Here is a 26,223-nt window from a genome sequence, read left to right on the forward strand (position 1 = left end):
TCGTTATTAATAATCCTTGCTTCATTCAACATCTATTGTAGTTAAAGGTACCTCTGCTTCCTGAGGCAAAAAATCTAATCCTTTAATATTTTTATGATAAACCGCTACATTAGATTGATAAGATATCGGTAAGTACACGGCTTGCTCATGCAAAGTTGATAAAATATCGGTATACAACATTTTTCTTTCTTTTTCATCTGTAGTTAAAAGCACTTTCTTAATCTTCTCGTCTATTTCTTTCTTCTCTGGTAACCCCAATAAAGCAGTATAATCTGGACCACCATTTTCTGAATCTGTTGTAATTGAAGCTAAGTAAGAATGTGGATCAAAAGGTACGGCCCATGTTGATGTAAATAATACGTCGTAATTACCTTGGAATGCCGTTTTCCAGAAAGCATTCGTTTCCTGACTATTCAACTTAATATCAATTCCTAATTTTCTAAAATCGCCTTGTACAAATTCTGCGATCGACTTTTGGATATTATCTGTACTATTAAAAAGGAATTCTAGCTGTAGTTCTTTTCCGTCTTTTTCTCTAAACGGTTTACCCTCTATTTTTTTCCACCCTGCTTCATCTAATAACTGCTCTGCTTTTGCTGTGTCATGCTCATATGGATCTATGTCAATTTTTGTGTAATCCAATACAGGCGGGAACAATGTATCTGCTTTTTTTTCCAGACCATAAAAAATATTATCGATAACAGCCTGTTTATCAAATGCATAGTTAAGCGCTAAACGTACTTTATGGTCTTTAGTTGCCTCTTTATTTGTGTTAAAAAGCAGCGTTCTTGTAGCTGTAGGATCTGACAACTTAGTTTCATATTTCCCTGTATCCTTTAAAAATTGAAATGAATCTTGACTTATGACCCCATTACCAAAAATAAAATCAAGTTCATTTTTCTCAAATGCTAATACTCTAGATTCTCCGTCAGTAATGACTTTAACAACAACCTTATCTACTTTTGGTTTAGTACCCCAGTACTTTTCATTTCTATCGAATACTGCATATTCATTTTTCTTATATTCGCTAAGTACCCATGGGCCTGTACCAATTTGAGATTTAAGACCATCCTTAAATGTATCTTGGCTGTCAGGAAAAGCAGCTTCTCCAACAAATCTTAAAGGTCTTATGTATGTTAATTCTTGTAAAGTTGGATAATAAGAATTGTTCAAAGTAAGCTTAAAAGTGTATTCATCCACTACTGCTGTATCTTTGATTTGGTTAATTAACTCTACCCATTCATGTTGTTTATGATTATTTAAAATCGTATCAAAATTCTTCTTAACGATTGCCGCATTAAATTTCGAGCCATCAGAAAACGCTACATCTTTTCTCAGATGAAATACATATTCTTTGCCGTCTTTTGAAATATCCCAGCTCTTTGCTAACCAAGGTTGAATTTCCCCACCCTTCCCGTAATTCACAAGTGACTCATATACCATTGCCTGTGAAAAAAACTCATTTGGAAAATATGTATGTGGATTTAAATCGCCTATATCTCCGGTCATAGAAAATGTAACAACTTTCTCATTATCTTTAGGTGAAGTATTTTCTGAACCCTTAGGAGTATTGCTGCAACCCATTACGGACAATAATAATAGTACAAAGAAAAGGCTTAATAGTTTTGATCGTTTGAATAACATGTCTTTTCTCACCTTCAATTATAAAATTTTACTACGCATAAAATATTGGCATGCAAAAAAGCATTCCTAACCCGATAAAAAAGGTCAGCAATGCTTATAGTTTCAGAACAAATTTGTCTCCTAGCACTCTAACACCTCCCTATCTCCCGTAGGTTTATCAGCATTTTTAGAACAGGCAGGTCTTCTGACTTAGGTTCATCGCCTCCATGCGTCTTCCCGGATATTATCCAGTGACTAACTTGCATGAGACTCACCCTTACAGCGGCGGGACCATGTCGGATTTCCACCGACTTCCCTATTAAGTATTCGTTATAAACGAACACACCTATTCCAATACTATATGTAATTTTTTGTGCAAAATAAAAAAGTTTTCCTAATATAAAGTATATTCGTTATTACAACTTAAAGCTATATCAATTTTAAGTCTTAATTTTATTCAAAAGATTTACAACAAATTAGCACGTTTTGTTGCAGTTACACATACCGTTGCTGGCTGTAAATCCCCCTACTAAAAGATATCGATAAATAATTTAATAAAAATGCAATGAATTGTTATGTCAAATGAGATGGATATGTATATCTACAGTTTAACTTTAAAATTGAATATTTTGTTAATTCTTTCCCTATCTTACCGTTATCATGTAAATTTATGGTATTCTATATCGGAATAATAATTTATGGAGGCGGTATTATGTATTACAGTAATGGTAATTATGAAGCTTTCGCACGTCCTAAAAAACCTAAGGGTGTTGATGAGAAGTCAGCGTATCTTATTGGTTCGGGGCTAGCCTCACTTTCAGCCGCATGTTTTTTAATTCGTGATGGCCAAATGAAAGGAGAAAATATTCATATTCTCGAAGAGTTAGATATCTCAGGAGGTAGTCTTGATGGTATTCTAAATCCGACAAGAGGTTTTATTATTCGTGGTGGTCGAGAAATGGAAGATCATTTTGAATGCTTATGGGATTTATTTCGTTCAATCCCATCTTTAGAAATTGAAAATGCTTCTGTTTTAGATGAGTTTTATTGGTTAAATAAAGAAGATCCTAATTATTCTAAATGTAGATTGATTGAAAAAAGAGGAGAAAGACTTGAGGATGATGGAAAATTTACATTATCTGATAAATCATCTGAAGAAATGATTAAATTATTTTTTACTCCTGAAGAGAAATTAGAGGATAAAAAAATTACGGATGTTTTCTCTGAAGAATTCTTTGAATCGAATTTTTGGCTATATTGGTCCACGATGTTTGCTTTTGAAAAATGGCATTCTGCAATGGAAATGCGTCGTTACATTGTACGTTTTATTCATCATATTGGTGGATTACCTGATTTATCTGCTTTGAAATTTACAAAGTATAACCAGTATGAATCTTTAGTGCTTCCTATGATTAAATATTTAGAAAGCCATAATGTTGATTTCCAATTTAATACTGTTGTAGAGAATGTTTTAGTTGATAAAGTTGGAGACAAAAAGGTTGCTCATACTCTAGTGTTAAAACAAAATGGTGAGAAAAAGAATATTGAGCTAACAGAAAATGAATTAGTATTTGTTACAAATGGTAGTATTACGGAGAGTACAACATACGGCGATAATAATACGCCAGCCCCTATAAGTACTGATTTAGGTGGAAGCTGGTCACTTTGGAAAAACATCGCTTCTCAAGACTTTGAGTTTGGTAGACCAGAAAAGTTCTGCGATGATCTTCCAGAAGAAAGTTGGTTTGTTTCAGCAACACTAACTACATTGGATGCTAAAGTTTCTCCATATATTGAAAAGATAAGTAAAAGAGATCCATATGCTGGAAAGGTAGTTACTGGTGGTATTGTAACTGCTACAGATTCTAATTGGATGCTCAGCTATACGTTGAACCGACAACCTCATTTTAAAGATCAACCAAAAGACCAATTAGTAGTTTGGATTTATGGTTTACTATCTAATAAACCGGGTGATTTTATTAAAAAGAGTATTACTGAATGTTCTGGAAGTGAGATAGCACAAGAGTGGTTGTACCATATGGGTGTACCTGTAGACGAAATACCGGATTTAGCACAAAATTCTTGTAATACAATTCCTTGTTACATGCCTTATATAACATCTTACTTCATGCCTAGAGCAATGGGAGATCGTCCTTTAGTTGTCCCTAATGGATCTGTTAACTTAGCCTTCATGGGTAATTTTAGTGAAACAGAAAGAGATACTGTATTCACTACTGAATACTCAGTAAGAACAGCGATGGAAGCTGTTTATCAATTATTAGATATTGATCGAGGCGTTCCAGAAGTGTTTGCATCTACTTACGATATTCGTACTTTGTTATCTTCAACTGCTCGCTTACTTGATGGTAAAAAATTAACAGATGTAGATGCTCCATTTATCTTAAAACAAATAGGTAAATTTGGTATTCACAAAACGAAAGAAACAATAATCTATGATTTACTCAAAGAAAGTAAATTGATTTAACAAACTACCCATCAAGTATTGTGATAAATTGATAATTTCTAATAAAATTTAGATAAAAAACGGCTTGTTGATTACCACAGTAATCACAAGCCGTTTTTATTTACCAATTAACATACTCACCCCATTTATATAAAAAAGTTACCTAAGCAACCTTTGATTTTCAACTAAAGCACCCGTTCGTATTATAAGGTCAGCCAGAGAAATCTGGTTGACTATTTTTTATTCAATTTATAGATTGATAGTAGCCGGGGTAGAACGGAAGCACCCGTGGGACTTGATCCCGACAACTAAACTGTTCGCCCTCTACTTGTTAACACATGATTAGGCTGGTTGGGACATAGTGATCCCGTATAACAAGCGAAGATATGAATAACAAGCTAGATAGAGGTTACCGGTCAATACACTACATGAGGAGGAGATAAACTATGAATCCAGTAGTTGGTCTGGATGTCGCAAAAGGTGAAAGTCAGGTTCAAATGTTTTTGGATAAAAAAATGCCCTATAAAAGCAGTGTGAAGATTGAACATACGGTGGGAGGACTTGAAGAGTTACACTCTTATTTACTAGATTTAGAGCGTCAAACAGGGTTAAAACCACCTGTTGTATTGGAATCAACAGGTCACTATCATGCTCCAGTTGTACAATTTTTAGAAGCTAGAGAATATATTGTCATTATCGTCAATCCGCTCGTTTCATACCGAGCTAAAAGCTCTAGTTTACGAAAAACTAAAACAGATGTAATTGATGCCTATCACTTAGGCGAACTGTATTACAAAGAGGATTTAGAGCCTCAGAAAAAACGTGGTATTCGCCTTTTAAACCTTCGGCATCTGACAAGGCATCACGAAAATATGACGGGGATTATGGTTCAAACAAAGCTACAATTTCAAGCTGTATTAGATCAAGTTTTCCCTGAGTATAAAGGAGTTTTTGGTAATTTGTACGCAGAGATTTCATTAAGGACTTTACAGTCCTACCCTACATCTGAATTAGTACTAGACGCAGGTGTAGAAGAGATTGCACAATTTATTGATAAGCATTGTAAAGCACGTTCATTTAATTGGGCGCATGAAAGAGCTGAAGTATTAATAGTAGCTGCAGAATGCAACCCATTTCAGTCAACGCTTTATCAAAGCCTTCTCGTCAGTCTGAATATGTATATTGATTTACTTCAAGCTTACCGCCAACAACTTTCTACGTTAGAGCGTGAGATTGATCAATTGGCGGCACAACTCGAAGAATATGAATTAATCCAATCACTTCCCGGTGTAGGTGAAAAAATCGCGGCCACGATACTTTCAGAAATTGGGGAAATTGAGCGGTTTAATCATCCGAAAAAGTTAGTAGCTTTTGCGGGATTAGATCCCAGTGTGTTTGAATCAGGTCGCTTTAAAGGCACGAAAAATCACATTACCAAACGCGGCTCAGCTAGGCTTCGCCACATGCTTTATACAGCCGTTCGCTGTTCCATTCGAGATAGCCGTAAAAAGAAAACAACAGATGAAACTATTGCCCGAAACAAACGATTACGAGCCTTCTACGATTTAAAACGTGAGGAAGGAAAGCCGTATAAAGTAGCCGTTATTGCTTGTGCTAATAAGCTTTTACACTGGATTTATGCGATTTTAAAAACGAAAGCACCATTCCAAGAAACTATTTAATAACAGCATTTTCAAATAAAACAAAAACCTTCCACACTGAATGAGGAGGGTTATTTGTCTTGCGCATTTTTAGTATAACATGAAGTGTTTTTTGATTATCAATGTTTTTCTTGACATTCTATTAGCTGGTTTAGTTTAATAAGTAATAGTTACATACAAATTTTTTAAGAACTAATTTTTCATTTATAGTAATCTCTATATTGGTTATTCTAAATTAGGATTTCTACGATTTATAAACACCAATAGATTTACAAAAAACTTACTTTACCAGGTAAGTAATAATTTCTCCGTTAGTCATTTTGAGATATTCTGGTAAATCTTTACGATTTGACACAAGACCGAAATAATAAGTACGTTCTTTGTCTTGATAAGGCGTATATTGAATATTTACTTTTTCAGTTGTTAGTTTAATAGCTAATTCTTTAAAGAATTCACATTCATTTATCATATTTACCGCACCTAAATGAAATATTCCACTCAATTCATTTATTAAAATGAAACGCATTTGACGGGCTAGCTGTTGATCTAACAAAAAATTACATTCCAAATTACTATAAGCTTGTATAGGTGCAGCTGTTTCAATATTCTTCTTAATAGTATTAAATCGAGGTGAATTCTTTCCCCAAATACCTGGGATTCTAACTATATTAGCACGATTCCCCAGTAATTCTGTTAGCATTTTTTCACAATTAATTTTATATTGACCATAATCAGATTTAGAAATTGGTTCATCCAATTCACTATGGTGCCTTGATAAATCTCCATCGAAGACGTTTGTAGTTGAGAAAAAGTAAAGTACAATATCTCTGTTTATTAATTCTTCAGCTAGATGACGGTGGAATTTTAATTGATCGTCAAAATCACCCTTTAAACTCGAAACAATGATATCAGGTTGGAGAAGATTAATTATTTCACGTAATTGCCCCTCATCCTGAATGCTTATTTGAAATTGTTTATCGTCTGCAAGATTCGTTGCTGATGTAAAATAAGTTCCATATACATCAAAATCACTTATACATTCATTAACTATTGCTTTCCCAACCAAACCACTAGCCCCTAAAATCAATATTTTCTTCAAGATACAACCCCCTCTAAAAATGTCAATTTACCAACTGCTTGTTCTGTTTTTTCTCTCCTACCTCAAACCAAATATTTTCTAAGCAATTTATTACAAAACTTCTTCATTCCCACCCACCGCAATTTTGGGATTATATCTCTTTAAGGATAATTAGTATTCTTAACAATATATTCTTGGCTGTGATAACAAATCCCTTCTTGAACTAATCTGTTCCGTTAGTTTAAGTATATTTCTTCACAATCTTTATAGTGATATTAGCATAGGTATCCAATAGAAAAACATCTCACCTCTAAAAGGTCTATAGAGGAGAGTTGTTTTTAGTCAAAATTTATTATAAATAATCAAACTTTTTTACAAAGCTACATCATCTGTTTAATTGAGTTCCAGCTCATGTTATAATGAATAACTTAGGATAATTACTACTTTTGCTTATAATTGAACGGATGCCAAGAAAAGCCTCCGCATAGCGATAAAATATGGAGGTGTAAAAGAATGAATAAACAATGGACAATTGGTAAAATTAAAGAATTTGTTGAGAACAATTCGGAAAGTAAGTTGCTAACGACGGAATATCACGGTTTTTCTCAAAAGTTACTATTTAAATGTGCATGTGGTAGCAACTTTGAAAAAACATTTAAGAAATTTAAAAATAATAACCAACGTAAATGCGACGTGTGCCAACCACCAAAAGCGACACGATAACATATAGCAAATAAACGAAGTGCCGATTTCTATTAAAGAGAAGTTGGCACTTCGTTTATTTTATAGTGGGAGGTGATTATATAGAAGACCAAGTTAAGGTAAGAAATCCCCGTCCTTTGACAGTGATAACTTAAATAAGTTGTAATGTCATCATGGTTTCAAAATTAAAATATTATATTAAGCGAATTTGTATCCTTTTACCCAACTAACGGGTGCGTTCTACAATATGTGGGGTCCTTTTTTACTGGCGGGGCAGGATAATGGAGTTTAGTGAAATTAAAGGAGGAATAGGATGACTAAGAATAAAAATAGTATGTGGTTTTTAAGTGGTTATGGTATAGCGACTATTTTACTTTTATATTTTGGGTTGAACGGTTTAGTTGTAACTACATTAAGTGACAAATTCCCTAATGCAAGGTTTATAACTATTTTAGCTTTATTCTTTATTGTTGCTTGGTCGATCGGGTTAGGAACTCGTAAATACATAAATAGTTTCACTAAAGATACACGAAATAAAATTAGAAATTCTTTTTTATGTATTACTGTATTCAGTTGGATAATTGTATTAATTCTTTTTTCAGTTAGTTAATAGATTAACTCTATTAAATCACTTGGAACAATTCCAATTGCTAATGACTTAATGAAAAGAAATGAATTTTCAAAGTCGAAAATGATTTTACTCACTCCATTGTTAAAGTTCGATTCGATTTTTGATTCAATCTTGAATAGCGAACATCAAGGGCTTTTAGTCATTGGAGACAAAGACCCTCATTTCAATTCAAATAAAATTGAACAATTAAGTAACTCAAATTTAAAGATAGAGATTGTCCAAGATGCAAATCATTCCTTGGATATTGAAGAATTTCATACAACAAATTCAATATTAGCTTTATCAAGGATAGTGGAAAAACTTCAGGAAGCATTAAAAATAGTTTAGTAAAATAATGAGATCTTCAAAAGATAACCAATTCAGGTCTAATTTAATTGCTAAAATAGATGTAAAAGAGGTGCTAATTGCACCCCTTTTTAATGTTTTTTTACATTTTGCTCCTCAATTTCGAACCCGTTAATAATCAATCAAACCCTTTACATTTGGATCGTTTGAAGTTTCTTTTTATCAATTTTCCCTACATGAGTTTTTGGTAGTTCGGGGATAAAATAAATATTTCGAGGTATTTTAAAACTACCTATATGACTTCTACAAAGGTCTTGAATTTCTTTAACATTATTAAATGCATCATCCGAAACGATAAAAGCCGTAACGATTTCACCCCAGTGACTATCAGCAATTCCTATAACTGCGACCTCTTTCACTTTTGGATGAGTGATAATACATTGTTCTACCTCTTGAGGGTAGACATTTTCTCCCCCTGAAATAATCATTTCTTTCACTCGTCCTACGATATAAATATCCCCATCCTGATCCATCTTCGCTAAATCACCAGTACGAAGCCATCCATTAATAATTGTTTTAGCTGTCTCTTGTGGATTCTTCCAATATTCGCTGAACATATGCTTTCCTTTAATATATAGTTCCCCTACTTCATCACATCCGCATTCTCGACCATTTGGGGCTTGAATTTTAACTTCATTAAATTGCATACACTTTCCGACAGATCCTAGTTTTTTTGCGGCCTCCACTGGTTGGATAACAAAATTATTGGGACCAGCTTCAGTTAATCCATACCCCTCTTTAAATGGGACTCCCTTTTCTAAGAAGGTTTTATGCACAGTGATGGGACATGGAGCTCCACCTGATAAAAATACTTTTATACTAGGAAAACCTGTTTTTTTGAATTCTTCTGTATCAATCATAGATTGATACATTGTCGGGACGAATAACGAAATTGTTGTGCTGTAACTATTCAATGACTGAATTGCTTCTTGGGGATTGAATTTATTTCCGATTACAACTGTACCACCAGCCATTAATATCGGAATTGATAATGCATTCAAGCCTCCCGTATGAAATAATGGCATATAATTTAATGTGCAATCATCACTACTAATATTCCAACTAATAATAGTATTAAAGGCATTCCAATTTATCGCATCATATGATAAGACTACGCCCTTTGGCTTTCCAGTTGTCCCACCAGTATATATCATTAACCATGCGTCTTTCGAATTCCAATTATTTGTTGGTACATCGAAGTGCTCTGCTAAAATCTCTATTGTAATTGGGTATGATTTCATATGTGGGTTATTAGCAATAAGCTTCATAAATTGATGTTCATATAGTATTAAGGCTGGTGTACAATCGTCAAGAATAAAGTCAAGTTCTGAATGACTTAATCTCCAGTTTAAGGGAACAAAGATATAACCACCGATGGCACATGCAAAAAGAATAGCAAATAGATCAATTCTATTCTCCGCGATCACTGCGACCCTATCCCCTTTTTGTAAGCCGCAGTTTTTTAGAAACATAGCCCACTTTTTCACTTCATTGGCTAATTGTTTATAGGACCAACTCCTGTTAGTAGCAATATCAATCAACGATGTTTTTTTGGGGGTAATGGCAGCTCTTTTTAATATCCATGATTGCTCACTATGCATAGCTTCTCCCCCTTACATCATAATTCCACCATCGACCTGTAATACATGACCGGTAATATAACTTGCTTCTTCTGAAGCTAAAAATAAGTAAGCATTGGCAATATCTTCTGGATACGCTAAACGTTGTAATGATACAATGGATTCCATTTTCTCTAATACTTTAGCTGGCATTTTTTCAACCATTGGTGTTCTAGTAAAACCTGGCGCAACTGCATTGACATTAATTCCTTTTCTACCTAGTTCTTTAGCCCAAGTTTTAGTCATCCCAACAATAGCTGCTTTTGTAGCAGCATAATTTGTTTGACCAACATTGCCGTAGACACCGCTGACAGATGATGTGTTAATAATTTTCCCATAGCCTTGTGTTACCATAGAAGGAGTAACTGCTTGAGTACAATTGAAAACACCTTTTAAATTTACATCGATAACATGATCAAACTGTTCTTCTGTCATTTTTGAAAGCATTGCATCATTTGTAATACCCGCATTATTTACTAAAATATCAATCTTATTATATTTGTTAATCACTTTTGCAACTACATCATTGACACTCTCACGGCTAGTTACATTTATGGGATAGAAAGCTACATCATAGTCATCTTCAAGGAAATTTACTTCAACTTTATTTCCTGCTTCTTCGTTGTAATCCGCAATAATAACTATTGCTCCTTCTTCTGCAAATCGTTTTACTGCTGCTAAACCAATTCCACTAGCTCCACCTGTAATCATTGCCACTTTATTTTGTAATCTCATTCCAATTCCTCCATTATATAAATAGTTCAATCTGATTAACTAGTTGTGGTAAATCATCTATTAATGGTGAATGCCCACTGTTGCTCAGTTTCACTACTTTTGCACGTCCCTCAAAATCATCTATTATCTCTTTTGTCATAGTCTCAGGTACTACGTAATCACGATCACCATAAATAATTAGTGTAGGTATTTGGATTTTCGCTACTTCGTTTTGTCCTTGACTTACTTCATTCTTCTTAGAACTAATATTGAAAGTATTTAACACATGATAAACATCTGCAAGATTACGCTGTGTCAGCATATCATCTATATAGGCTTCATACTGCAGTTCTGATGGTTGCTTATGCGTATAAATAAGCGCATTCCAAACTGCTTTTAAACCCTCACGATTGGCACTATCATATAAATTTTGCATAGGTACAGTTTTCACGGAATCTTTTTCAACTTCTTCTAGAGTAAGTAATCTCTTTAATAGATTAGGTGAACCATCCGGATTTGACGCATAAAATGCATAACCTCTTGTTGAAGCGGAAGCTAGTAGGATTAATTTATGACATAATCCAGGATAATCTGCACAAAATTGCATTGCAACAGCGCCCCCGGTAGACCAACCTACTAAAGTAAAATCTTTTAACCCGAGAGCATCAACCCATAGCTTTAAATCTTCGCTAAAGTCATGAATATGAGACACTCGCTTTTGATAGGATGATTGACCGAATCCTCTTAAATCGGGTGACAAGATGGTAAAACGTTCACCCAAGGTTTCCATTAGTACATCCCAATGTTTTGAAGATGTCATATTGCCGTGAACAAGAATTATAAGCTCATCTCCACCAGCTCTTTCACGATAAGCAATCGTTTCTCCGTTAGATAACGGCACTTTTTTTAATACGTCTTGCTGCAATGTCATACAATCTCCTCCTCATGAGTTCCCCATCGAATTGTTACTGCCCCCCATGCATAACCGATACCTGCGCTAACAAGAGTAACAATGTCACCGTTTTTTATTTCCCCTTTTTCTAAAGCTAACTCTAACGATAAAATTTGATCAATCTGACCGATATGTCCGTAATGTGATAAATAAATTGACTGTGATTCGACTAGCCCTAGGGAATGAAGTACATAATCATGTGCTGACTTTTTCATATGAAGCATAGCAATATAATCCAATTGAGATTCGTCATATCCACTCTTCGATAAAGATTGGCGGATTACCTTTAAAAAGTTACTCAATGACTTTTGCTCAAGACGTGTCTTCATGCCTTCAGGGTCTAGCACATCTAATTTATATGCACCTGCTTGTAGTAATTCAGGGGTCAATGGTTTTTTTGTTCCACCAACAGGTACAACAACATCTTCTGAAAAAGATCCGTCTGTTATCAAATCACTTTCAAGAATGATATTTTCTTTCGCATCTTTTTGTAGAATCATAGCTCCTCCGCCAGCGCCCAAGTTATACATGAAACGTGTCCGTTCATTTGTATAATCGATGAAATCATGGTTTCGATATCCGCCTGCAAGTAAGATAGTACGAACATCTTCATTAGCTAGCATTAAGCTTTTTGCAACTTTCATCGCCATGATTGTCGTTCCACATCGAAGCTGTACATCAAATGACCATGCATTTAAAGCACCTATTTCTTCTTGAATTTTAATAGCTGCTGTCCACAGTGGATATTCTTTATGCTCCTCACCGATATAAATAATGACATCAATATCCCGTGGAGATAAATTTGTCTTTTCTAAGGCTCTTTTGGCAGCCCAAACTGCCATTTGCACAGTATGATCTTCTGGTCCAGCAATCGTCTTTTCAATAATCCCCAATTTCGTTTTAACAATATCAACTGGAATATTCGATTTTTGACTAATCTCTTCAAATGTCATACGGTTTTTAGGTAAATAGATTCCGGTACTTACAATCCCTATACTCATTCAAATCGCTCCTTTTCCTTGACCAATGGTACAGATTGCGTAGGCAGTTGGGGTTTGGCTTTCTTCGATTTCCAAGCCAAAAATTTCACATATACAGTACCAACAATGCCTTTTGGGAAGAAGATGACTGCTAAAATATAGAGCATTCCAAAGAAGATAATCCAGCGTTCAAAAATCGGATAGTCATTTGCTAAACCTGATAGATAATGTTGAGCAGTTTCAATCACTAAACTGCCAACTATTGGCCCAATAAGTGTGCCAACCCCACCAATTATCGTCATTAACAGTGCATCTAATGTTATATCCATTGACATTACACTTGTATTGACGAAGCGGAGAGATATTGCATAGAGTGATCCTGACAGACTAGCAACAACACCAGCTACAACTGAAGCCGTCACCTTATAATGTAATGTTCTAAATCCTAGTGACCGTGTCCTTTGTTCGTTTTCACGAACTGCAATTAGTACTTTTCCTAATGGGGAATTTACAAATCGTCTAAGTACAAGGAATACGACAACAAGACAGACTAAGACGAAGAAATAAAAGATAACACGATCTCTGAATACATCCGGAGCCCTGAAAGTAAAGCCGTCATTACCTTTTGTAACAGTACGCCATTTCTCTGCAACAACTAAAAACAAACCTGAAATCGCCAATGTCAGCATTGCAAAGAAATGACTCTTTAAACGAAGTGTCAGTAGCCCAACTAGGAAACTAACAATACCTGCAAAAATCATACCTACTATAATCGAAATGAGGAAAATCATCATAGTATTGTTATAAGTACTTAGTAAAATGGCCGTTGTATAAGCGCCTATTCCAAAAAACATAGCATGCCCAAACGACACAATTCCTGTATAACCGAGTAAAATATCATAACTCATGGCTAATATACTGAAAATAAATATTTGGGTCATTAGTATCGTTAACGTTCTAGAATCTGCAACATAGGGAAAGAAAATGAGTGCTATTATAATTATCAAGAATGTCAAATTTTTAAGAGAAAAGTATTTTTCCTGTCTCATTTTTAGCCCTCCTTCGCATTTGTGAATAATCCTTGTGGACGGAAGATTAATACAATAGCCATCAAAATCATATTGACCGCTAATGATAAATATGGAACATAGTAAGCCATGAAACTACCCGCAAGCCCCACTAGAATTGCTGCCATTAATGAACCAGAGAAACTCCCCATCCCTCCTATTACTACTACGATAAATCCTAAAATGGCATATTCCATTCCCATCTCTGCGTATATAACGCCCGAATACGGAGCCATAAGCATTCCCCCGAATGCTGCCATTGCTGAACCGGTCATGAAAACAAATAAAAAAACACGTTTAATATTAATACCTAATACTTGCACCATTTCTTTATCCATCACACCAGCGCGTACGATTAAACCGATTTTTGTTTTCTTCAATATATATCGGAATATTCCGAAAACAATAAACCCAATAACGATAATAAAAATACGATATTTAATCACAATTACTTCACCGATCTCCCAACTGCCTGCCAAATATGAAGGCACATCTACAGGAATACTGTTAGGTCCAAAAACAACCTTAATACATTCTGATAGTACTAGCATAAATCCAAGCGTTATTAAGATTTGTTGTACATGATTGCCATATACGGGTGTAATGATTAATTTTTCAGTGATCCATCCTAGTACAAACCCTGTTACAATCGCAGCTAGTATTCCGACTATAAAACTACCTGACCATGTATAAACGAAGATTCCAGAATAAGCTCCCCAAACAAAAAGTCCTCCATGGGCAAAGTTTAAGACGTCCATTAATCCGAAAATAAGTGTCAATCCAGCCGCTAATAAAAAGATCAACATACCTGTGGCTAAACCATTTATAAATAAACTGATAAACAAATCCATATTCGATTCCCCCTAACCAATTCCTAAGTATTTCCGTTTCAATTCTTCATCTCCAATCAATTCAGCCATAGATCCTGAATGAACAGTTTTTCCATCATCTATTAATGTATAGGTATCACCAATCCGGCTGGCCATTATAAAATTCTGTTCAACAAGAATTATCGTTGTTTTCTTTTTCATTTCTGTAATAGCTTCCATCACTTTTTCTACAACGATTGGAGCTAAACCCTTTGAAGGCTCATCTATCAACAAGAGTTTACTGTCATTTACAAACGCTCTTGCCATAGACAGCATTTGCTTCTGCCCACCAGATAAATGCCCCCCTGCCTTTTTCCAAAACTTTTTCAAATCGGGAAATAACTCTAATATATATGCCTGTTTTTCATATACTTCAGCTGTCTCTTTACGAATCGCAACTTTCATATTCTCTTCCACCGTTAAGTCCTTAAATATACCTTGATCTTCTGGAACATAACCAATACCTAGATTGGCAATATCATAAGGCTTACGCTTTGTTATGTCTTGCCCTTCATACATAACTTTTCCGTGGGAAGCAGGTGTCAAACCCATTATGGTTTTTAAAGTAGTTGTTTTACCCGCTCCATTTCTGCCAAGCAATACGGACACTTCCCCTTCAATTGCTTCGAATTGAATCCCTTGTAAAATATGATATTGTCCAATATGTGTTTGCAGCTGATCAAGGTTTAATAAGCTGTTCATCATATAGCCCTCCTAAATACGCGTTTTGTACGGTTTCATTGTCCATAATTTCTGAAGGCGTTCCATCTGCTAAAAGCTTTCCATTAAAGAGCACCATGATCGAATCTGAAAGATCTAAAATCATATCCATCTTATGCTCAATGAGCAGTATAGTTTTGTTTCCTTGTTCTTTAATTGACCGTATTACCTCTAAGATAGCCGGTACTTCCTCTAAAGACATACCAGCAGTTGGTTCATCTAATAATAATATTTCCGTATTTAGAGCGAGTAACATCGCAATTTCTAGTTTGCGTTTTTCACCATGAGATAGTTGACTTGCAATTGCATTCACTTTGTTATCAAGTAATACTTGACCCAATATTTCTACTGCTTCATTGGTAATCGATTTATACTGCAAATGGTGCTTATAAAAGTTAAATCTAACCTTTTCACGAGATTGCACGGCAAGTCTAACATTCTCCAAGACTGTAAGATTTGGAAAGACATTTGTGATTTGAAAAGAGCGACCAAGTCCTTTTCGTGTACGTTCGATAGACGAATCATTTGCTAACGATTCCCCTTTCAAAAAAATTTCTCCCTCTGTTGGTTTCAATTCACCACTTAGTAGGTTGAAAAAAGTAGTCTTTCCTGCACCATTTGGACCAATAATAGATTTGAAATGCTGTGCCTGCATTTGAAAATTCACGCCATCAACTGCACGATGCCCCCCAAATTGAATACTTAAATTTTCCGTCCTAATGATAGGTTCCATCCTCATTCCTCCTAAGTCTAGCTCTCTTAAAAACTTCTTATGTAAAAAGTTTTTAAGAGAGCCAGACCAAATTTATGGTCTGAACTCTCGTTTACTTATTTTTTATTTTGAATTGGCGGAGCTGTCTCGTCAGGTGTTAGTTCACGAATTAATACTGGAACAGGGTAGTCAACACCTTTTTGTTCTTCAAGTTTAATAGAATACATAGGTTGTAATGCTTGGTGATCCTCTTTACGGAACGTCATTTTCCCTTTCGGTGTCTCAAAAGACATACCTTCCATTAATGGAATAAGCGCATTACCATCTGCATTGCCTTCTGATTTTTTTAAAGCCTCAACGATAGCTACAGCAGATGAAAATCCACCTGGTGTAAATAAGTCTGGCACTTCATTGTTAAAACGTTTTTTATGCTCTTCTACTAACCAATCATTCACTTTGTTTTTTGGTAATGTATGATAATATACTGAGAATCCTTCCATGCCTACAAGGGGCTTCATCAATTGAAGAGCGGGAATATCAGGTGCACCTGTCGAAATTTTTATACCTTTTTCTGCTAACTTAAGATCTGCGATTTGATTCCAAGGTGAATTCGTACCAGCCCATACAACAAATAGATATTCAGGCTTTGCCTTCACAACTTTCTGTAAGTTAGATGTGAAATCTGTTGCAGCTGGATCTGCATATTCTTCTAAAACAACTTCTGCTCCTAACTTTTCTGCAGCTGCTTTAAAAGCTTTAACTCCATCCCAACCGAAAGAATAATCCGGTGCAAATGTTGCAATTTTTGTTCCTTTTTTAGCAATTGCCGCTGCTGCAGCATAAGCGTCTTGAGAAGAATTCCTTGCTGTTCGGAAAATAAATGGGTTGAACTCAGCACCAGTAATACTGTCTGCAACAGCTGGTTCTACAATCATAATTTTCTCGTATTCTTCAGCAAGTGGTAAGACAGCTAATGTATCTCCAGAACTAGAAGAACCTACTAAGAAATCCACCCCATCATCTTCTAATAACTTTGTTGCTTTTTGCACTGCTACTTCTGGTTTAGTTTCAGTATCTTCCCAAACAACTTCGATTTTCTTACCTGCAACTTCCAGCTTGCCATTTGTTGCATAATCTAGCCCTAGTTCAAAGCCTTGCTTTGTTTGTTTTCCATAAGACTCTAAGGCACCAGATAATGAGGCCAATACACCAACTTTAATTGTTCCTCCTTCTTTTTCGTCCTTTTCCGAAGAGGATCCACTTGTTTTCTTGTCACTTCCACATGCAGTGAGTAAAAGCATTACTGCTACTAATAGCACCGCCAGCCATTTTTTCATTTCAATACCTCCCTCTCATTTTTTAAAGCGCTTTCATCTTGCTGTAAAAGTATCATAACTAATCCTAGTTACAAATTAGTTACAAAGAAAAAAGACCCTACGTTTTCACGAGGGCCATTGAAGTCCATAAAATAAATTTTAGCCATAGCGGAATCGATTAACCGTTTCTGCCATGGCTTTTTCTTCGATGCCGTTAATTTCCGTTCCGGCGGACGCTTTCCTGGGGACGAACCTTGAGCCTCCTGGTCGCTAACGCTCCTGCGGGGTCTCAAGATGTTCGCAAGTTCCCCAAGGAGTTGCCGCCTGCACTCCAATTAACTCGTTTTTCTGAGTTTTTCATTCTTTCCGATTCACACCAAACCCTTAATAATGAAAGGACTAATTCAAGGTGTTGCTGTCCATGATTTCCTAAGAAGAAACATTTGCTCTAAACCCTTATATGGCGCTTTACGATTAAATTGTGCCTAAAGAGAATATGCTTCGTTATTGTTTGAAGCAAAGTCGCTCAAGTACCTGTCGTATAAGGAATACGAATTCCAACATTATTTATACAATGAATCTAAAACCGAGGAATAAATAATTTCGATAAAGAATTGTCTATTCGTATTCTTGATGGTATTCATCAGACATTGTATGGCTCTTATATTCGAATTCATTTCCTATTTCGAATAATATCAATATCTTTGTGTTGGCTGTATGGGGGTGCAGCGGCTATTTATTGATAGTTTTATTAAGGTTAAGGACTTTATAGTGTGGAAGTGCATGCATATTATCTACAGAACATTTTTTGATTCTTTAAAGATCCAACATGCTTACTTAAGAATATTTAACTTTTTTAATTGAATTGCATATCATAGAACAAGAGAAATAAACCTCATTTCTCTAAAAACGACGCTACCTTTTTAAAGGTGCGTCGATTTTTTCTTTATATTTGTACCTCTATGCGATTGTGTCGGATTTACTTGATTTGATAAAAAGGATATATAAATCGGACAATTCCGTTACTCATATACACCATGCCCCCCGTTTTCACATAGGGTCATTTTAAAATCATCTCATACATCTGTATGGTTGTTTCCATTGGTTCGATATTCAGTTCGTCTTTTAATACTTGTTCACATTTTTCAAACCATCTGACAGCCTGAGTACGATTTTGAAGTTGGAAATATCCATACATGATTAGGCGGTATCCTTCTTCCCATGTATTATCTTGTTTCAACAAGTGCTCTGCCCAATACACTGTTTTGCTAAATTCCTTTAATCGGACATAATTCTGTGCTAAGCGTTCGATTCCTTCCAAATAGATACTTTTCAATTCTTCTCGTATATCTTGAAGCCATTCTAATTGTTTCTTATCCGCGATAAAATCGCCTGTGTATATTCGGATTCCTCTTAAAAGCCATTCATTCGAAAGATTAGGATTTTTCTGTTGCATGCCTAAAGACATGAATTGTCTAAAAAAATCTAAATCACTATTCATACAATGAAGTGTATTGAGCTTGTACATTGATTGCTTTCGAACAACGTATGCACTTTCTATTCTAGGAAGACGATTTGGTTCTAGCACTTTTAATAAAGCATTATAGGCAACTTTGAAATCTCTTGTCATCGTTTCCTCAGTAGCTTTAGGCCATAATACATTAATTATTTCTTCTTTGGAAACAAATCTCGTACGATTTAGATATAGGTAAATGAATAATTCCTTTGCCTTTTCTCGTTGCCACTTTTTTCCAACTATTACTTCATCATCGCGATATAGAGTAATAGTTCCAAATAGCTGAATAGTATACATATGCGCTGGTACAGGTAAATCAGCATCTATTTCTAACAATTTATAAAAGTGTTCGGTTTTAACAGCTGATTTTTTTAATGTATTCCAATGATGCATCAGTTGCCACCATACTATATTGTGTTGAGGACCAAAGATATGTTGGTCTCTTACAAAGAAATCATATTTTTTCTCTACAATAGTTGCCATACATAATTCAAAATTCGAAGCAAATTCAACTTCATCATTTTGCATATAAGCGATATAAGCACGCCAAAAGCTAACAATTGTCATTCCAAAATAATCTTTTGAGTTTTTAAACTTACTTTCTGCACTCTTAATAGCTTCTTTTGCCTCTAAGTAATGTGCATGTTCCACATAAATTTTTGATAATGCTACATTAAGTAAAGCCGAGACCCAATGATCATGCACTTTCTCCGTTTCTTTTAACCCTAATTTTATATTGATAAGTGCTTGCTCAAGTTGTTGCTGTCTACTTTTCACAATTGCTAGTCCCATATATGACTCGGCTTTTGCACGTTTCACATCCATACTATCCATTATTTCGATGGTCTTTTCATAATATTGTTCCGCTTCAACAATATCTGTTGGATTCAAAACCAATAATGTATGTCCTTTACGAAGATACGCTACCGCTAAAATATACTGTGCATGTTCATTTTCCTTTTTCAAAATGCTTTTATTTGCTGATTCTAGTGCTGTTACATAATCACCTAATAAGATTAAAATAAAAGAATATAAAACATCGGTCTCACGATAAGTATCTGAAATAAGACTATATGAATCTAAACGATTTTCTAATAAGCTTCTTGCTTCCTGAAGTTTGCCTTGCCTTAATAATATTCTTGCATCCAAATTTCCTTGCCTAACTACAAGAGAAGAAAGACACACATCCGAAACCCACTTTTCTGCTTCATACGGTTTGCCTAAGTTCACTAGATTTTCTGCATATTGTTTTTGTATAATTTGCAAATAATCTTCTTCTAACTCCGCTTGTTCCACCAACTCTAGTGCTTCTTGTAAATAATTTTCAGCAAGTGACGGTTGAATAGTATCCAAATAGATATGTGCAATCCCAGCCTTGGCTCTTAATAAATAATCATAAGACAAGCTCTCTTTTGCGCATATAATGCATTTTTCATACGCTTTTTTTGCTTTTTCATACTGTGCACGATATCTCTGACTTTCACCTTCATAATAGTAAAGTTGAAAATGATTTGCCATAGTACTAGCTGATAGTTCACGAATACGTTCGATAAACCAATCGAATTTTCCGTCTTCTATAAACTGATTTGCAAAATAAGCTAAAGTAGATGCAATCAAATCTTCATTTTTAGTTTTCATCGCATGATGAACGGCTTTTACAGGGTTTCTTTGCTGAGTAAAAAATTTTGTAGCCTTTAAATGCAACGAGTGATATGCATCTAAATCCTGTTCCATCAGTTTCAATTCTAAAAATTGCTGAAATAATACATGATATCGAAACTCTGTGTATCCACTTAATGGCTGGATAAAAACATGTTTATTGACTAGAATTTTAAGCTGCTCTTCAAAAACCTCACCGTAGAATACTTCTATTAATTCATACGAAAAAGTTTCAAAAATGCTAAATTTCATAATTGCATCTTGTTCGAAATCATTCAGCCCCTCAAATACTTCATCCGATAAATAAGTAAAGAAATCATTTGACGAAAGATTCTGTAATTTATCTATAGACTTCTCTAAATCAATAGATTGGGTGGCGAGAAATAAAATAGCAATAGCCCATCCTTCTGTTGTTCGGAGGATTTTGGTCACTTGTTCCTTTGTTATATAATGTTGAAAGTAATCTTCAAAAAACACCTGGATTTCTTCTGCAGAAAAGACAAAATCTTCTTCTACACATTCAACTAATTGATGATTTAACCTTAATTTCCGTATACACCCCCAAGAAGGAAATGTTCTTGACAAAATAATTAGATGAACATTTGGTGGTAAATGTAATATCAGCTTCTCCATGATGTAATGAATATGAAAAATATGGTCCACTAAATAATAATCATCTAGTATTACAAAAAAAGGTTCTCGCATCTTGCAAAACTCATTTACAAACATAGTAAAGAGCTTATTTAACTCTTCAACTTTAGGAAACATTGAAAGCTGATCCCAACCAATCATTGTTTCTCCAAAAGAAGGATATACATTCCGCACGCTATAAAACAAGTGACGTAAAAATGGCAGAACATCGTCATCATCTTCTGTCACTTGATACCAAGAGAAAGCATTGGGTTGATCTGCTAAAAATTGTGCCAATGCGGAAGTTTTACCAAAACCCGCTCCACCATGTAAAATAGTAAGCTTCGTATGCTGACTTCGTGCTAACTTCTTCATGACCTTTGCTCGTCTCATATAATGTATAGCAGGTTCTGGTGGAATAAGCTTAGATAACAATATGTTGTCTTCCATATTGTATCCCCCTTCTCATCCTCAGTAATTTACATTCCTATGTTAGTGATATTTTAACATATTAGTTTGAAATTAAATGATTTTAGTATTGGTTTACAACTAATACAATATGCTTGATGGAAGGCAAAGAGACTATCCGTATGTTTTTTGAAATAGCAAGACCTAAACTTTTTAGACCGAGTACCCTGTATAAAATCAACAATTGCCTGTTTGTCTGAAGGACTATTAGTTGCAGATGTTAAGTGACAATAAAGTTGTTTAATTTTGAAGCTGAAAGAATGAATTACACCTTCCGCTTTTGCGGACGGTGTAAAAATAAAGTTGTTTAATTCCTTTTTTAATTACTGAATAGGAACTTAAGGAAGCAACAATAAAGTCGTTTAAAAATCATTTCCTTATGCCACAATCGCGCACGATTGCGGTATAACTGCTATCCCATTTTTAAATCATTCAGCATCGTTACCTTTATCATATAAATCTTTTATAGGTATTACATCGGTTTTATCTTTATATTGTATAGTTACTTTATCTTCATCCGTTAGTTTCTTCTTCTTCCCATTGTACAGTAATAATGTGTTTTCATCTGCAAATGTGAAAGAAATGCCACTCCCATCTTTTAGGATTTTTGCTGGGGTAGAGAAATCGTTCCTTTTTTCATACACAAATATAGTATGTGTATATCCCTCATCTGTTTTTGCATCTGTTAAAATTATATAATGATTGTCCTTTTTTGCTTTGAATAAGAGCGTAGCCATCGTGCCCTGACTCTGAATGTTTGTTTCAACATTACTGGAACTTGCTTGCCACATATTTACAAACACAAAGTAATAAGCAGTTATCAGAACAAGAAACATTGCTAGTAGTGATGATACGATAACTAAGATCTTTTTTCTATTTTTGGAGCGTACCTTTTTGAAATAATCAATGTTCCTTTTATCTTTTCTTCTCTCATTTTCATCTTCTGAAAATAAATCTCCCTTCATTTTGTTTAAATAATTTCGGCATTCTTCACATTGATCCATATGTTTTTCTATCTGTTCGTTTGTTTCTTCACTTGTTAATTTATCAATATAAGCAGGAGCCAAATCCTTAAATACACTATGGTTCATAACCCTACTCACCCTTTCTGATTTCAAGTTTTGCTCTATAAAAAGTCACTCTTGCCCAGTTTTCTGTCCTTTCAAAAATTGAACCAATTTCTTTGAACGATAAGTCACCCAACAATCTTAAATAAAGTATTTCTCGTTTATCCTCACTGAGTTGATGAGCCTTTTTAAAAAACATAATTTTATCCTCATTTTTTATATACTCATCTTCTAAATCGCAAAAAGTTGTATTTTCACTCTTTAATGATTCATTCAATTTTTGGATTTTATTTTTTTGGTTCAATTCTTGTAGCCAAACGTTTTTAGCAATTGCACAGAGCCACGTGGAAAACTTGGCTTTACCATTATCGTGAAAGTTATTAATGGATTTAATCGCTTGATAAAATGTTTCTTGAGTTAGCTCCTCTGCAAAATCAAGGTTGTTTGTTAACGTTACTAAGTATTTAAAAATAAAATCCCCATATTCTTGATATATATTGTCTTTATCCACTGCTACCCTCCCTTTTCCGTTTGACCATTCACCTATGTATCATAAAATTATCGATTTCGTTACAACATTTTTTAAATTTCCATCGTGCATCATATCTAAATTAAAAAAACTGCATCTTTATAACAGATGCAGATATTCACTTATTCAATTAAATGGCCAATGGCAGCCGGTACTTCAACTCTTGCCCCCGTTAATGCAATGAGGTTTACTGTATTTTATTTGCATGTCTTTTTGCAAATGTAGAAGGCGAAAACGAAACTTTATATTTTTCTGCAAGTTCTTTTTGTACTTTTTCTGTTAATTTCAAGCCCTCTTGATTATGTTTTTCTTCAAGTTCTACTCCGTTAGGAACTATTCCATCATTTTCCCAATCAATCCATTTACCATATTGCAATATCCACTCCATTAATTCAGCCTTCAACTTGATTGAAATTGGAACGTTTTCTATGTCAAAGTTACTATAACATTTATTACACCAGATAGCATCTGCAGCTATATCGGCTTCAACTTTTAAATCATATGTTTTATTACACCTACATAATTCCACCATTTTATTTTTTCGTCTCCCTTTATTAAAGTAAACAGCCTCGTTAGTAAAAAGCGCTTCAACTTACATTAATCAATGAATTATTGCAATTATTATCTTCCTATACATTCCATTCATCATAATTGGTATATCTTCTTCTACTTTTATATGTTTATTATTTTTTGGAATTAATTCTTCAAAACTTCGGCCAATATCAGTTCCTAATACGCTAATAATTGGTCTTAAAAGTACTTTTGGTAACGAAAGTTTTTTATTTTCAGGAGCAAATTTATCAAAAATCATTATTTTTCCTTCGTGCTTTAAAACTCTTGTTATTTCTTGAAAACATTTATTAGCATCTGGTACAACTGAAAGTATTAGACTTGCTACTACATAATCGAAAGATTCGTCTTCAAAAACCATATTTTGAGCATCCATTTCTAAAAATTTAATGGTAGAATCCTTGAACTTTATTTTTGCTTTTCCAAGCATATCAGGTGAATAATCAATTGCTGTTATATCTAGGTCAGCGTAATTGATTAACTCTAAATCAGCACCCGTCCCTACACCAACAAACAAGATTTTTTGTTTGCTATCGAATGGTATTGATTGGAATATTCGTTTTCGAGCATTTAAGAAGATACCTGAATTAAAAACCTTATCATAAATTGGGGATCCAATTTTATATATAAATTTGTTCCAAGAATTATTCAAACTCCTACACTCCCAATTCAATCGTAATTCTACCAATCAATAATACAACTAAATTTTATCTCATTTTAAATATTTTACCATAAAATCACTGTAAATCCTTTGTATTGCTTGTAGAAGTTTTTAAACTTGAAGCGGTATAAGACCCTTTTGAAAACCTAGGAGGAATTTAATGAAACACTGAATTCCTCACACAATGTGTTTCGTTAAAGACCTCTCCACATTCTTATCAGTGACTTTACATCTTAAGATACCATCAAAAAGAGACCTTTATTTTGTTAAAGGTCTCTTTCCCCATGTAAATCACTTTGACGCAAGTTGAATTTTTTCAGTGTTTTGTATGAATTCGTTGTAGGAATTATTAATTCGAATAATCGTTTCAGAAGTATTAATGGCTTTGTTTGTTAGTAGTGCTATTTTGTTAGCTTCATTCAGCTTATTGTACGTAACATCATACTGTGAGCCTGGACCACTGTTTTTCCAAGCCATAAATTGAATGGTTCGTCCCACTGTATTAAAAGTATTACTCTTAAATGTTGGGTTGATTGCACCACTGGCTAGAATTCCACGGGTAGCTGAATTGCCATTTGCTACATTCTGAATGATATTATTTTCAATAACAGCATTCGACCAATTCATGACACGAATGGCATCCAAGCGAGTTTTATCAATGTGGTTATTACGGATGATAACTTTGTCATGATACATTTTGCCTGAATATTTATGTGTACCAATAGCTCGATCTAGATTCTTAAATTTATTGTTTTCAATAGTTATATTTTGATTTGGAGTTTTATCATATTTACTCCATTTTTGACTCCATCCTGCTGTTGTTTTATCCGGTGTATCAATATTTATAGCTTCTTTGTTTTTATTTGCTGATGCTTTCGAATTTGTAAATGTATTTTTTCTTATTACTACATTCTTAGAAGCATCTAGCTCAATAAAGTGGCCCGAATACATATTTTTGAATTGAATGTTTTCCACTTTTACATTTTGATTATGTCCCATAATCAAAGCAATACTATCTTTTTCATATTTCATGTCAATCGTTACTTTACCTTCACCGATAAAGGTAATATTTTTTTCACCATTATATTTTCCATACACACCTGATTTATTGGCTTTTGATGGTTTTATGAATTGAAAAATTGATTTTGAGGCTTTAAATTTGCTTGTACCTGTTTTCTGACCTTTGACAATACTTACGCCATCTTTCATTTTAATTGTTACATTTGACGGCACATATACCGTATTACTAATTGTGTAAGTACCTTTTTTCAATATGAGCGTGCCGCCACCTTTTTTCTCCATTTTCTCTAAATAGGAGCGTAGCACATAATAATGCTTAGTATTACTATTATATGTAGTATATTTCTTCATCGCCTTATCCACTGGTACTGTTACTGGTGAAATTGTGTAGACGTTCTTTGCCGCAGCTTCTGCTGAATTGGGCATAACCCCTACCCATACACACAGCATCAATAAAGAAGCCGCTAATAATGCAGACATTCTCTTGAATTTCATAATCATGTTGTAAAATTCCCCTTCTCAAAAAGCAATAATTATTTAGGATATTAATGGCAGACTATCATAGAGGTTACTACCTTCTCTTGTATCACTCACCACTACCCCAATACTATAGTACCATTTTCTCCACAATAAACATGAAGAATGGAGAA

At 34.4% G+C, this 26,223-nt stretch carries 21 protein-coding genes, 1 pseudogene and 1 riboswitch; of the genes and pseudogenes, 5 read left to right on the forward strand and 17 right to left on the reverse strand.

Annotated features, from left to right (window positions below):
• Positions 1-21: 21 nt before the first annotated feature.
• A complete protein-coding gene (gene nikA / locus ACZLO7_RS15185; RefSeq protein WP_464941101.1) occupies positions 22-1,644 on the reverse strand; it encodes a nickel ABC transporter substrate-binding protein in 1,623 nt (540 codons plus the stop codon).
• 157 nt (positions 1,645-1,801) lie between these two features.
• Positions 1,802-1,988, reverse strand: a riboswitch (cobalamin riboswitch).
• 347 nt (positions 1,989-2,335) lie between these two features.
• Between nikA and ACZLO7_RS15190 the strand changes: the two genes are divergently transcribed.
• Complete coding sequence (locus ACZLO7_RS15190; protein WP_464941102.1) at positions 2,336-4,108, forward strand: oleate hydratase; 1,773 nt, start codon at positions 2,336-2,338, stop codon at positions 4,106-4,108.
• 425 nt (positions 4,109-4,533) lie between these two features.
• A complete protein-coding gene (locus ACZLO7_RS15195; RefSeq protein WP_511261344.1) occupies positions 4,534-5,769 on the forward strand; it encodes an IS110 family RNA-guided transposase in 1,236 nt (411 codons plus the stop codon).
• A gap of 259 nt (positions 5,770-6,028) precedes the next feature.
• Here the strand turns inward: ACZLO7_RS15195 and ACZLO7_RS15200 are convergent, their stop codons facing one another.
• The gene (locus ACZLO7_RS15200) at positions 6,029-6,847 is read right to left on the reverse strand and encodes a sugar nucleotide-binding protein (RefSeq protein WP_511261345.1); all 819 of its coding nucleotides are present in this window, start codon (positions 6,845-6,847) and stop codon (positions 6,029-6,031) included.
• Positions 6,848-7,339: 492 nt separating this feature from the next.
• Between ACZLO7_RS15200 and ACZLO7_RS15205 the strand changes: the two genes are divergently transcribed.
• The 3 genes and pseudogenes from ACZLO7_RS15205 to ACZLO7_RS15215 form a co-directional block, all read left to right on the forward strand.
• On the forward strand, positions 7,340-7,549 hold the full coding sequence (locus ACZLO7_RS15205; RefSeq protein ID WP_464939878.1) for a hypothetical protein: 210 nt from the start codon (positions 7,340-7,342) through the stop codon (positions 7,547-7,549).
• Between the two features lie 292 nt (positions 7,550-7,841).
• Entirely contained in the window at positions 7,842-8,138 is a 297-nt protein-coding gene (locus ACZLO7_RS15210; protein WP_464939877.1) for a hypothetical protein, read from the forward strand.
• Between the two features lie 15 nt (positions 8,139-8,153).
• A pseudogene (locus ACZLO7_RS15215) lies at positions 8,154-8,486 on the forward strand (alpha/beta hydrolase); the annotation flags it as partial.
• Between the two features lie 149 nt (positions 8,487-8,635).
• Here the strand turns inward: ACZLO7_RS15215 and ACZLO7_RS15220 are convergent.
• From ACZLO7_RS15220 to ACZLO7_RS15290, 15 genes are all read right to left on the reverse strand, one after another.
• Positions 8,636-10,105, reverse strand: coding sequence for a class I adenylate-forming enzyme family protein (locus tag ACZLO7_RS15220; RefSeq protein WP_464939876.1), 1,470 nt, complete (start codon positions 10,103-10,105; stop codon positions 8,636-8,638).
• Positions 10,106-10,117: 12 nt separating this feature from the next.
• Positions 10,118-10,858, reverse strand: coding sequence for a 3-oxoacyl-ACP reductase FabG (fabG, locus tag ACZLO7_RS15225; RefSeq protein WP_464939875.1), 741 nt, complete (start codon positions 10,856-10,858; stop codon positions 10,118-10,120).
• Between the two features lie 13 nt (positions 10,859-10,871).
• Complete coding sequence (gene phaZ / locus ACZLO7_RS15230) at positions 10,872-11,768, reverse strand: intracellular short-chain-length polyhydroxyalkanoate depolymerase (RefSeq protein WP_464939874.1); 897 nt, start codon at positions 11,766-11,768, stop codon at positions 10,872-10,874.
• On the reverse strand, positions 11,765-12,790 hold the full coding sequence (locus tag ACZLO7_RS15235) for a 3-oxoacyl-ACP synthase (RefSeq protein ID WP_464939873.1): 1,026 nt from the start codon (positions 12,788-12,790) through the stop codon (positions 11,765-11,767). Before ACZLO7_RS15235 ends, phaZ begins: the two co-directional genes overlap by 4 nt.
• Positions 12,787-13,818 (reverse strand): branched-chain amino acid ABC transporter permease, encoded by a 1,032-nt coding sequence (locus ACZLO7_RS15240; RefSeq protein ID WP_464939872.1) that lies wholly within the window; start codon positions 13,816-13,818, stop codon positions 12,787-12,789. Before ACZLO7_RS15240 ends, ACZLO7_RS15235 begins: the two co-directional genes overlap by 4 nt.
• 2 nt (positions 13,819-13,820) lie before the next feature.
• Positions 13,821-14,687, reverse strand: a complete 867-nt coding sequence (locus ACZLO7_RS15245) for a branched-chain amino acid ABC transporter permease (RefSeq protein ID WP_464939871.1) — start codon at positions 14,685-14,687, stop codon at positions 13,821-13,823.
• 12 nt (positions 14,688-14,699) lie between these two features.
• The gene (locus ACZLO7_RS15250; RefSeq protein ID WP_464939882.1) at positions 14,700-15,407 is read right to left on the reverse strand and encodes an ABC transporter ATP-binding protein; all 708 of its coding nucleotides are present in this window, start codon (positions 15,405-15,407) and stop codon (positions 14,700-14,702) included.
• Entirely contained in the window at positions 15,385-16,158 is a 774-nt protein-coding gene (locus ACZLO7_RS15255) for an ABC transporter ATP-binding protein (RefSeq protein WP_464939870.1), read from the reverse strand. The genes ACZLO7_RS15250 and ACZLO7_RS15255 overlap by 23 nt, the downstream gene beginning before the upstream one ends.
• 95 nt (positions 16,159-16,253) lie before the next feature.
• On the reverse strand, positions 16,254-17,474 hold the full coding sequence (locus ACZLO7_RS15260; RefSeq protein WP_464939869.1) for a substrate-binding domain-containing protein: 1,221 nt from the start codon (positions 17,472-17,474) through the stop codon (positions 16,254-16,256).
• A 1,039-nt stretch (positions 17,475-18,513) separates the two neighbouring features.
• A complete protein-coding gene (locus ACZLO7_RS15265) occupies positions 18,514-21,708 on the reverse strand; it encodes an AfsR/SARP family transcriptional regulator (protein ID WP_464939868.1) in 3,195 nt (1,064 codons plus the stop codon).
• A 446-nt stretch (positions 21,709-22,154) separates the two neighbouring features.
• Positions 22,155-22,817, reverse strand: coding sequence for a zf-HC2 domain-containing protein (locus ACZLO7_RS15270; protein ID WP_464939867.1), 663 nt, complete (start codon positions 22,815-22,817; stop codon positions 22,155-22,157).
• A 4-nt stretch (positions 22,818-22,821) separates the two neighbouring features.
• Positions 22,822-23,304 carry an RNA polymerase sigma factor gene (locus ACZLO7_RS15275; protein WP_464939866.1) on the reverse strand — a complete coding sequence of 161 codons (483 nt, stop codon included), beginning with the start codon at positions 23,302-23,304 and terminating at the stop codon, positions 22,822-22,824.
• 205 nt (positions 23,305-23,509) lie between these two features.
• Entirely contained in the window at positions 23,510-23,854 is a 345-nt protein-coding gene (locus ACZLO7_RS15280) for an immunity protein CdiI family protein (RefSeq protein WP_464939865.1), read from the reverse strand.
• 69 nt (positions 23,855-23,923) lie between these two features.
• Positions 23,924-24,544 (reverse strand): class I SAM-dependent methyltransferase, encoded by a 621-nt coding sequence (locus tag ACZLO7_RS15285; RefSeq protein ID WP_464939864.1) that lies wholly within the window; start codon positions 24,542-24,544, stop codon positions 23,924-23,926.
• A gap of 300 nt (positions 24,545-24,844) precedes the next feature.
• Entirely contained in the window at positions 24,845-26,074 is a 1,230-nt protein-coding gene (locus ACZLO7_RS15290) for a right-handed parallel beta-helix repeat-containing protein (protein WP_464939863.1), read from the reverse strand.
• Positions 26,075-26,223 lie beyond the last annotated feature (149 nt).

The organism is Viridibacillus sp. d25.2 (assembly GCF_055456015.2).

Bases quoted from the DNA above. Each gene is read 5' to 3' on its own strand.
- ACZLO7_RS15240 (WP_464939872.1), bottom strand. From the start codon at position 13,818: ATGAGACAGGAAAAATACTTTTCTCTTAAAAATTTGACATTCTTGATA.
- ACZLO7_RS15280 (WP_464939865.1), bottom strand. From the start codon at position 23,854: ATGGTGGAATTATGTAGGTGTAATAAAACATATGATTTAAAAGTTGAA.
- ACZLO7_RS15190 (WP_464941102.1), top strand. From the start codon at position 2,336: ATGTATTACAGTAATGGTAATTATGAAGCTTTCGCACGTCCTAAAAAA.
- ACZLO7_RS15270 (WP_464939867.1), bottom strand. From the start codon at position 22,817: ATGAACCATAGTGTATTTAAGGATTTGGCTCCTGCTTATATTGATAAA.
- phaZ (WP_464939874.1), bottom strand. From the start codon at position 11,768: ATGACATTGCAGCAAGACGTATTAAAAAAAGTGCCGTTATCTAACGGA.
- ACZLO7_RS15250 (WP_464939882.1), bottom strand. From the start codon at position 15,407: ATGAACAGCTTATTAAACCTTGATCAGCTGCAAACACATATTGGACAA.
- ACZLO7_RS15290 (WP_464939863.1), bottom strand. From the start codon at position 26,074: ATGATTATGAAATTCAAGAGAATGTCTGCATTATTAGCGGCTTCTTTA.
- ACZLO7_RS15210 (WP_464939877.1), top strand. From the start codon at position 7,842: ATGACTAAGAATAAAAATAGTATGTGGTTTTTAAGTGGTTATGGTATA.
- ACZLO7_RS15235 (WP_464939873.1), bottom strand. From the start codon at position 12,790: ATGAGTATAGGGATTGTAAGTACCGGAATCTATTTACCTAAAAACCGT.
- ACZLO7_RS15205 (WP_464939878.1), top strand. From the start codon at position 7,340: ATGAATAAACAATGGACAATTGGTAAAATTAAAGAATTTGTTGAGAAC.
- ACZLO7_RS15265 (WP_464939868.1), bottom strand. From the start codon at position 21,708: ATGGAAGACAACATATTGTTATCTAAGCTTATTCCACCAGAACCTGCT.
- nikA (WP_464941101.1), bottom strand. From the start codon at position 1,644: ATGTTATTCAAACGATCAAAACTATTAAGCCTTTTCTTTGTACTATTA.
- fabG (WP_464939875.1), bottom strand. From the start codon at position 10,858: ATGAGATTACAAAATAAAGTGGCAATGATTACAGGTGGAGCTAGTGGA.
- ACZLO7_RS15195 (WP_511261344.1), top strand. From the start codon at position 4,534: ATGAATCCAGTAGTTGGTCTGGATGTCGCAAAAGGTGAAAGTCAGGTT.
- ACZLO7_RS15245 (WP_464939871.1), bottom strand. From the start codon at position 14,687: ATGGATTTGTTTATCAGTTTATTTATAAATGGTTTAGCCACAGGTATG.
- ACZLO7_RS15260 (WP_464939869.1), bottom strand. From the start codon at position 17,474: ATGAAAAAATGGCTGGCGGTGCTATTAGTAGCAGTAATGCTTTTACTC.
- ACZLO7_RS15220 (WP_464939876.1), bottom strand. From the start codon at position 10,105: ATGCATAGTGAGCAATCATGGATATTAAAAAGAGCTGCCATTACCCCC.
- ACZLO7_RS15255 (WP_464939870.1), bottom strand. From the start codon at position 16,158: ATGGAACCTATCATTAGGACGGAAAATTTAAGTATTCAATTTGGGGGG.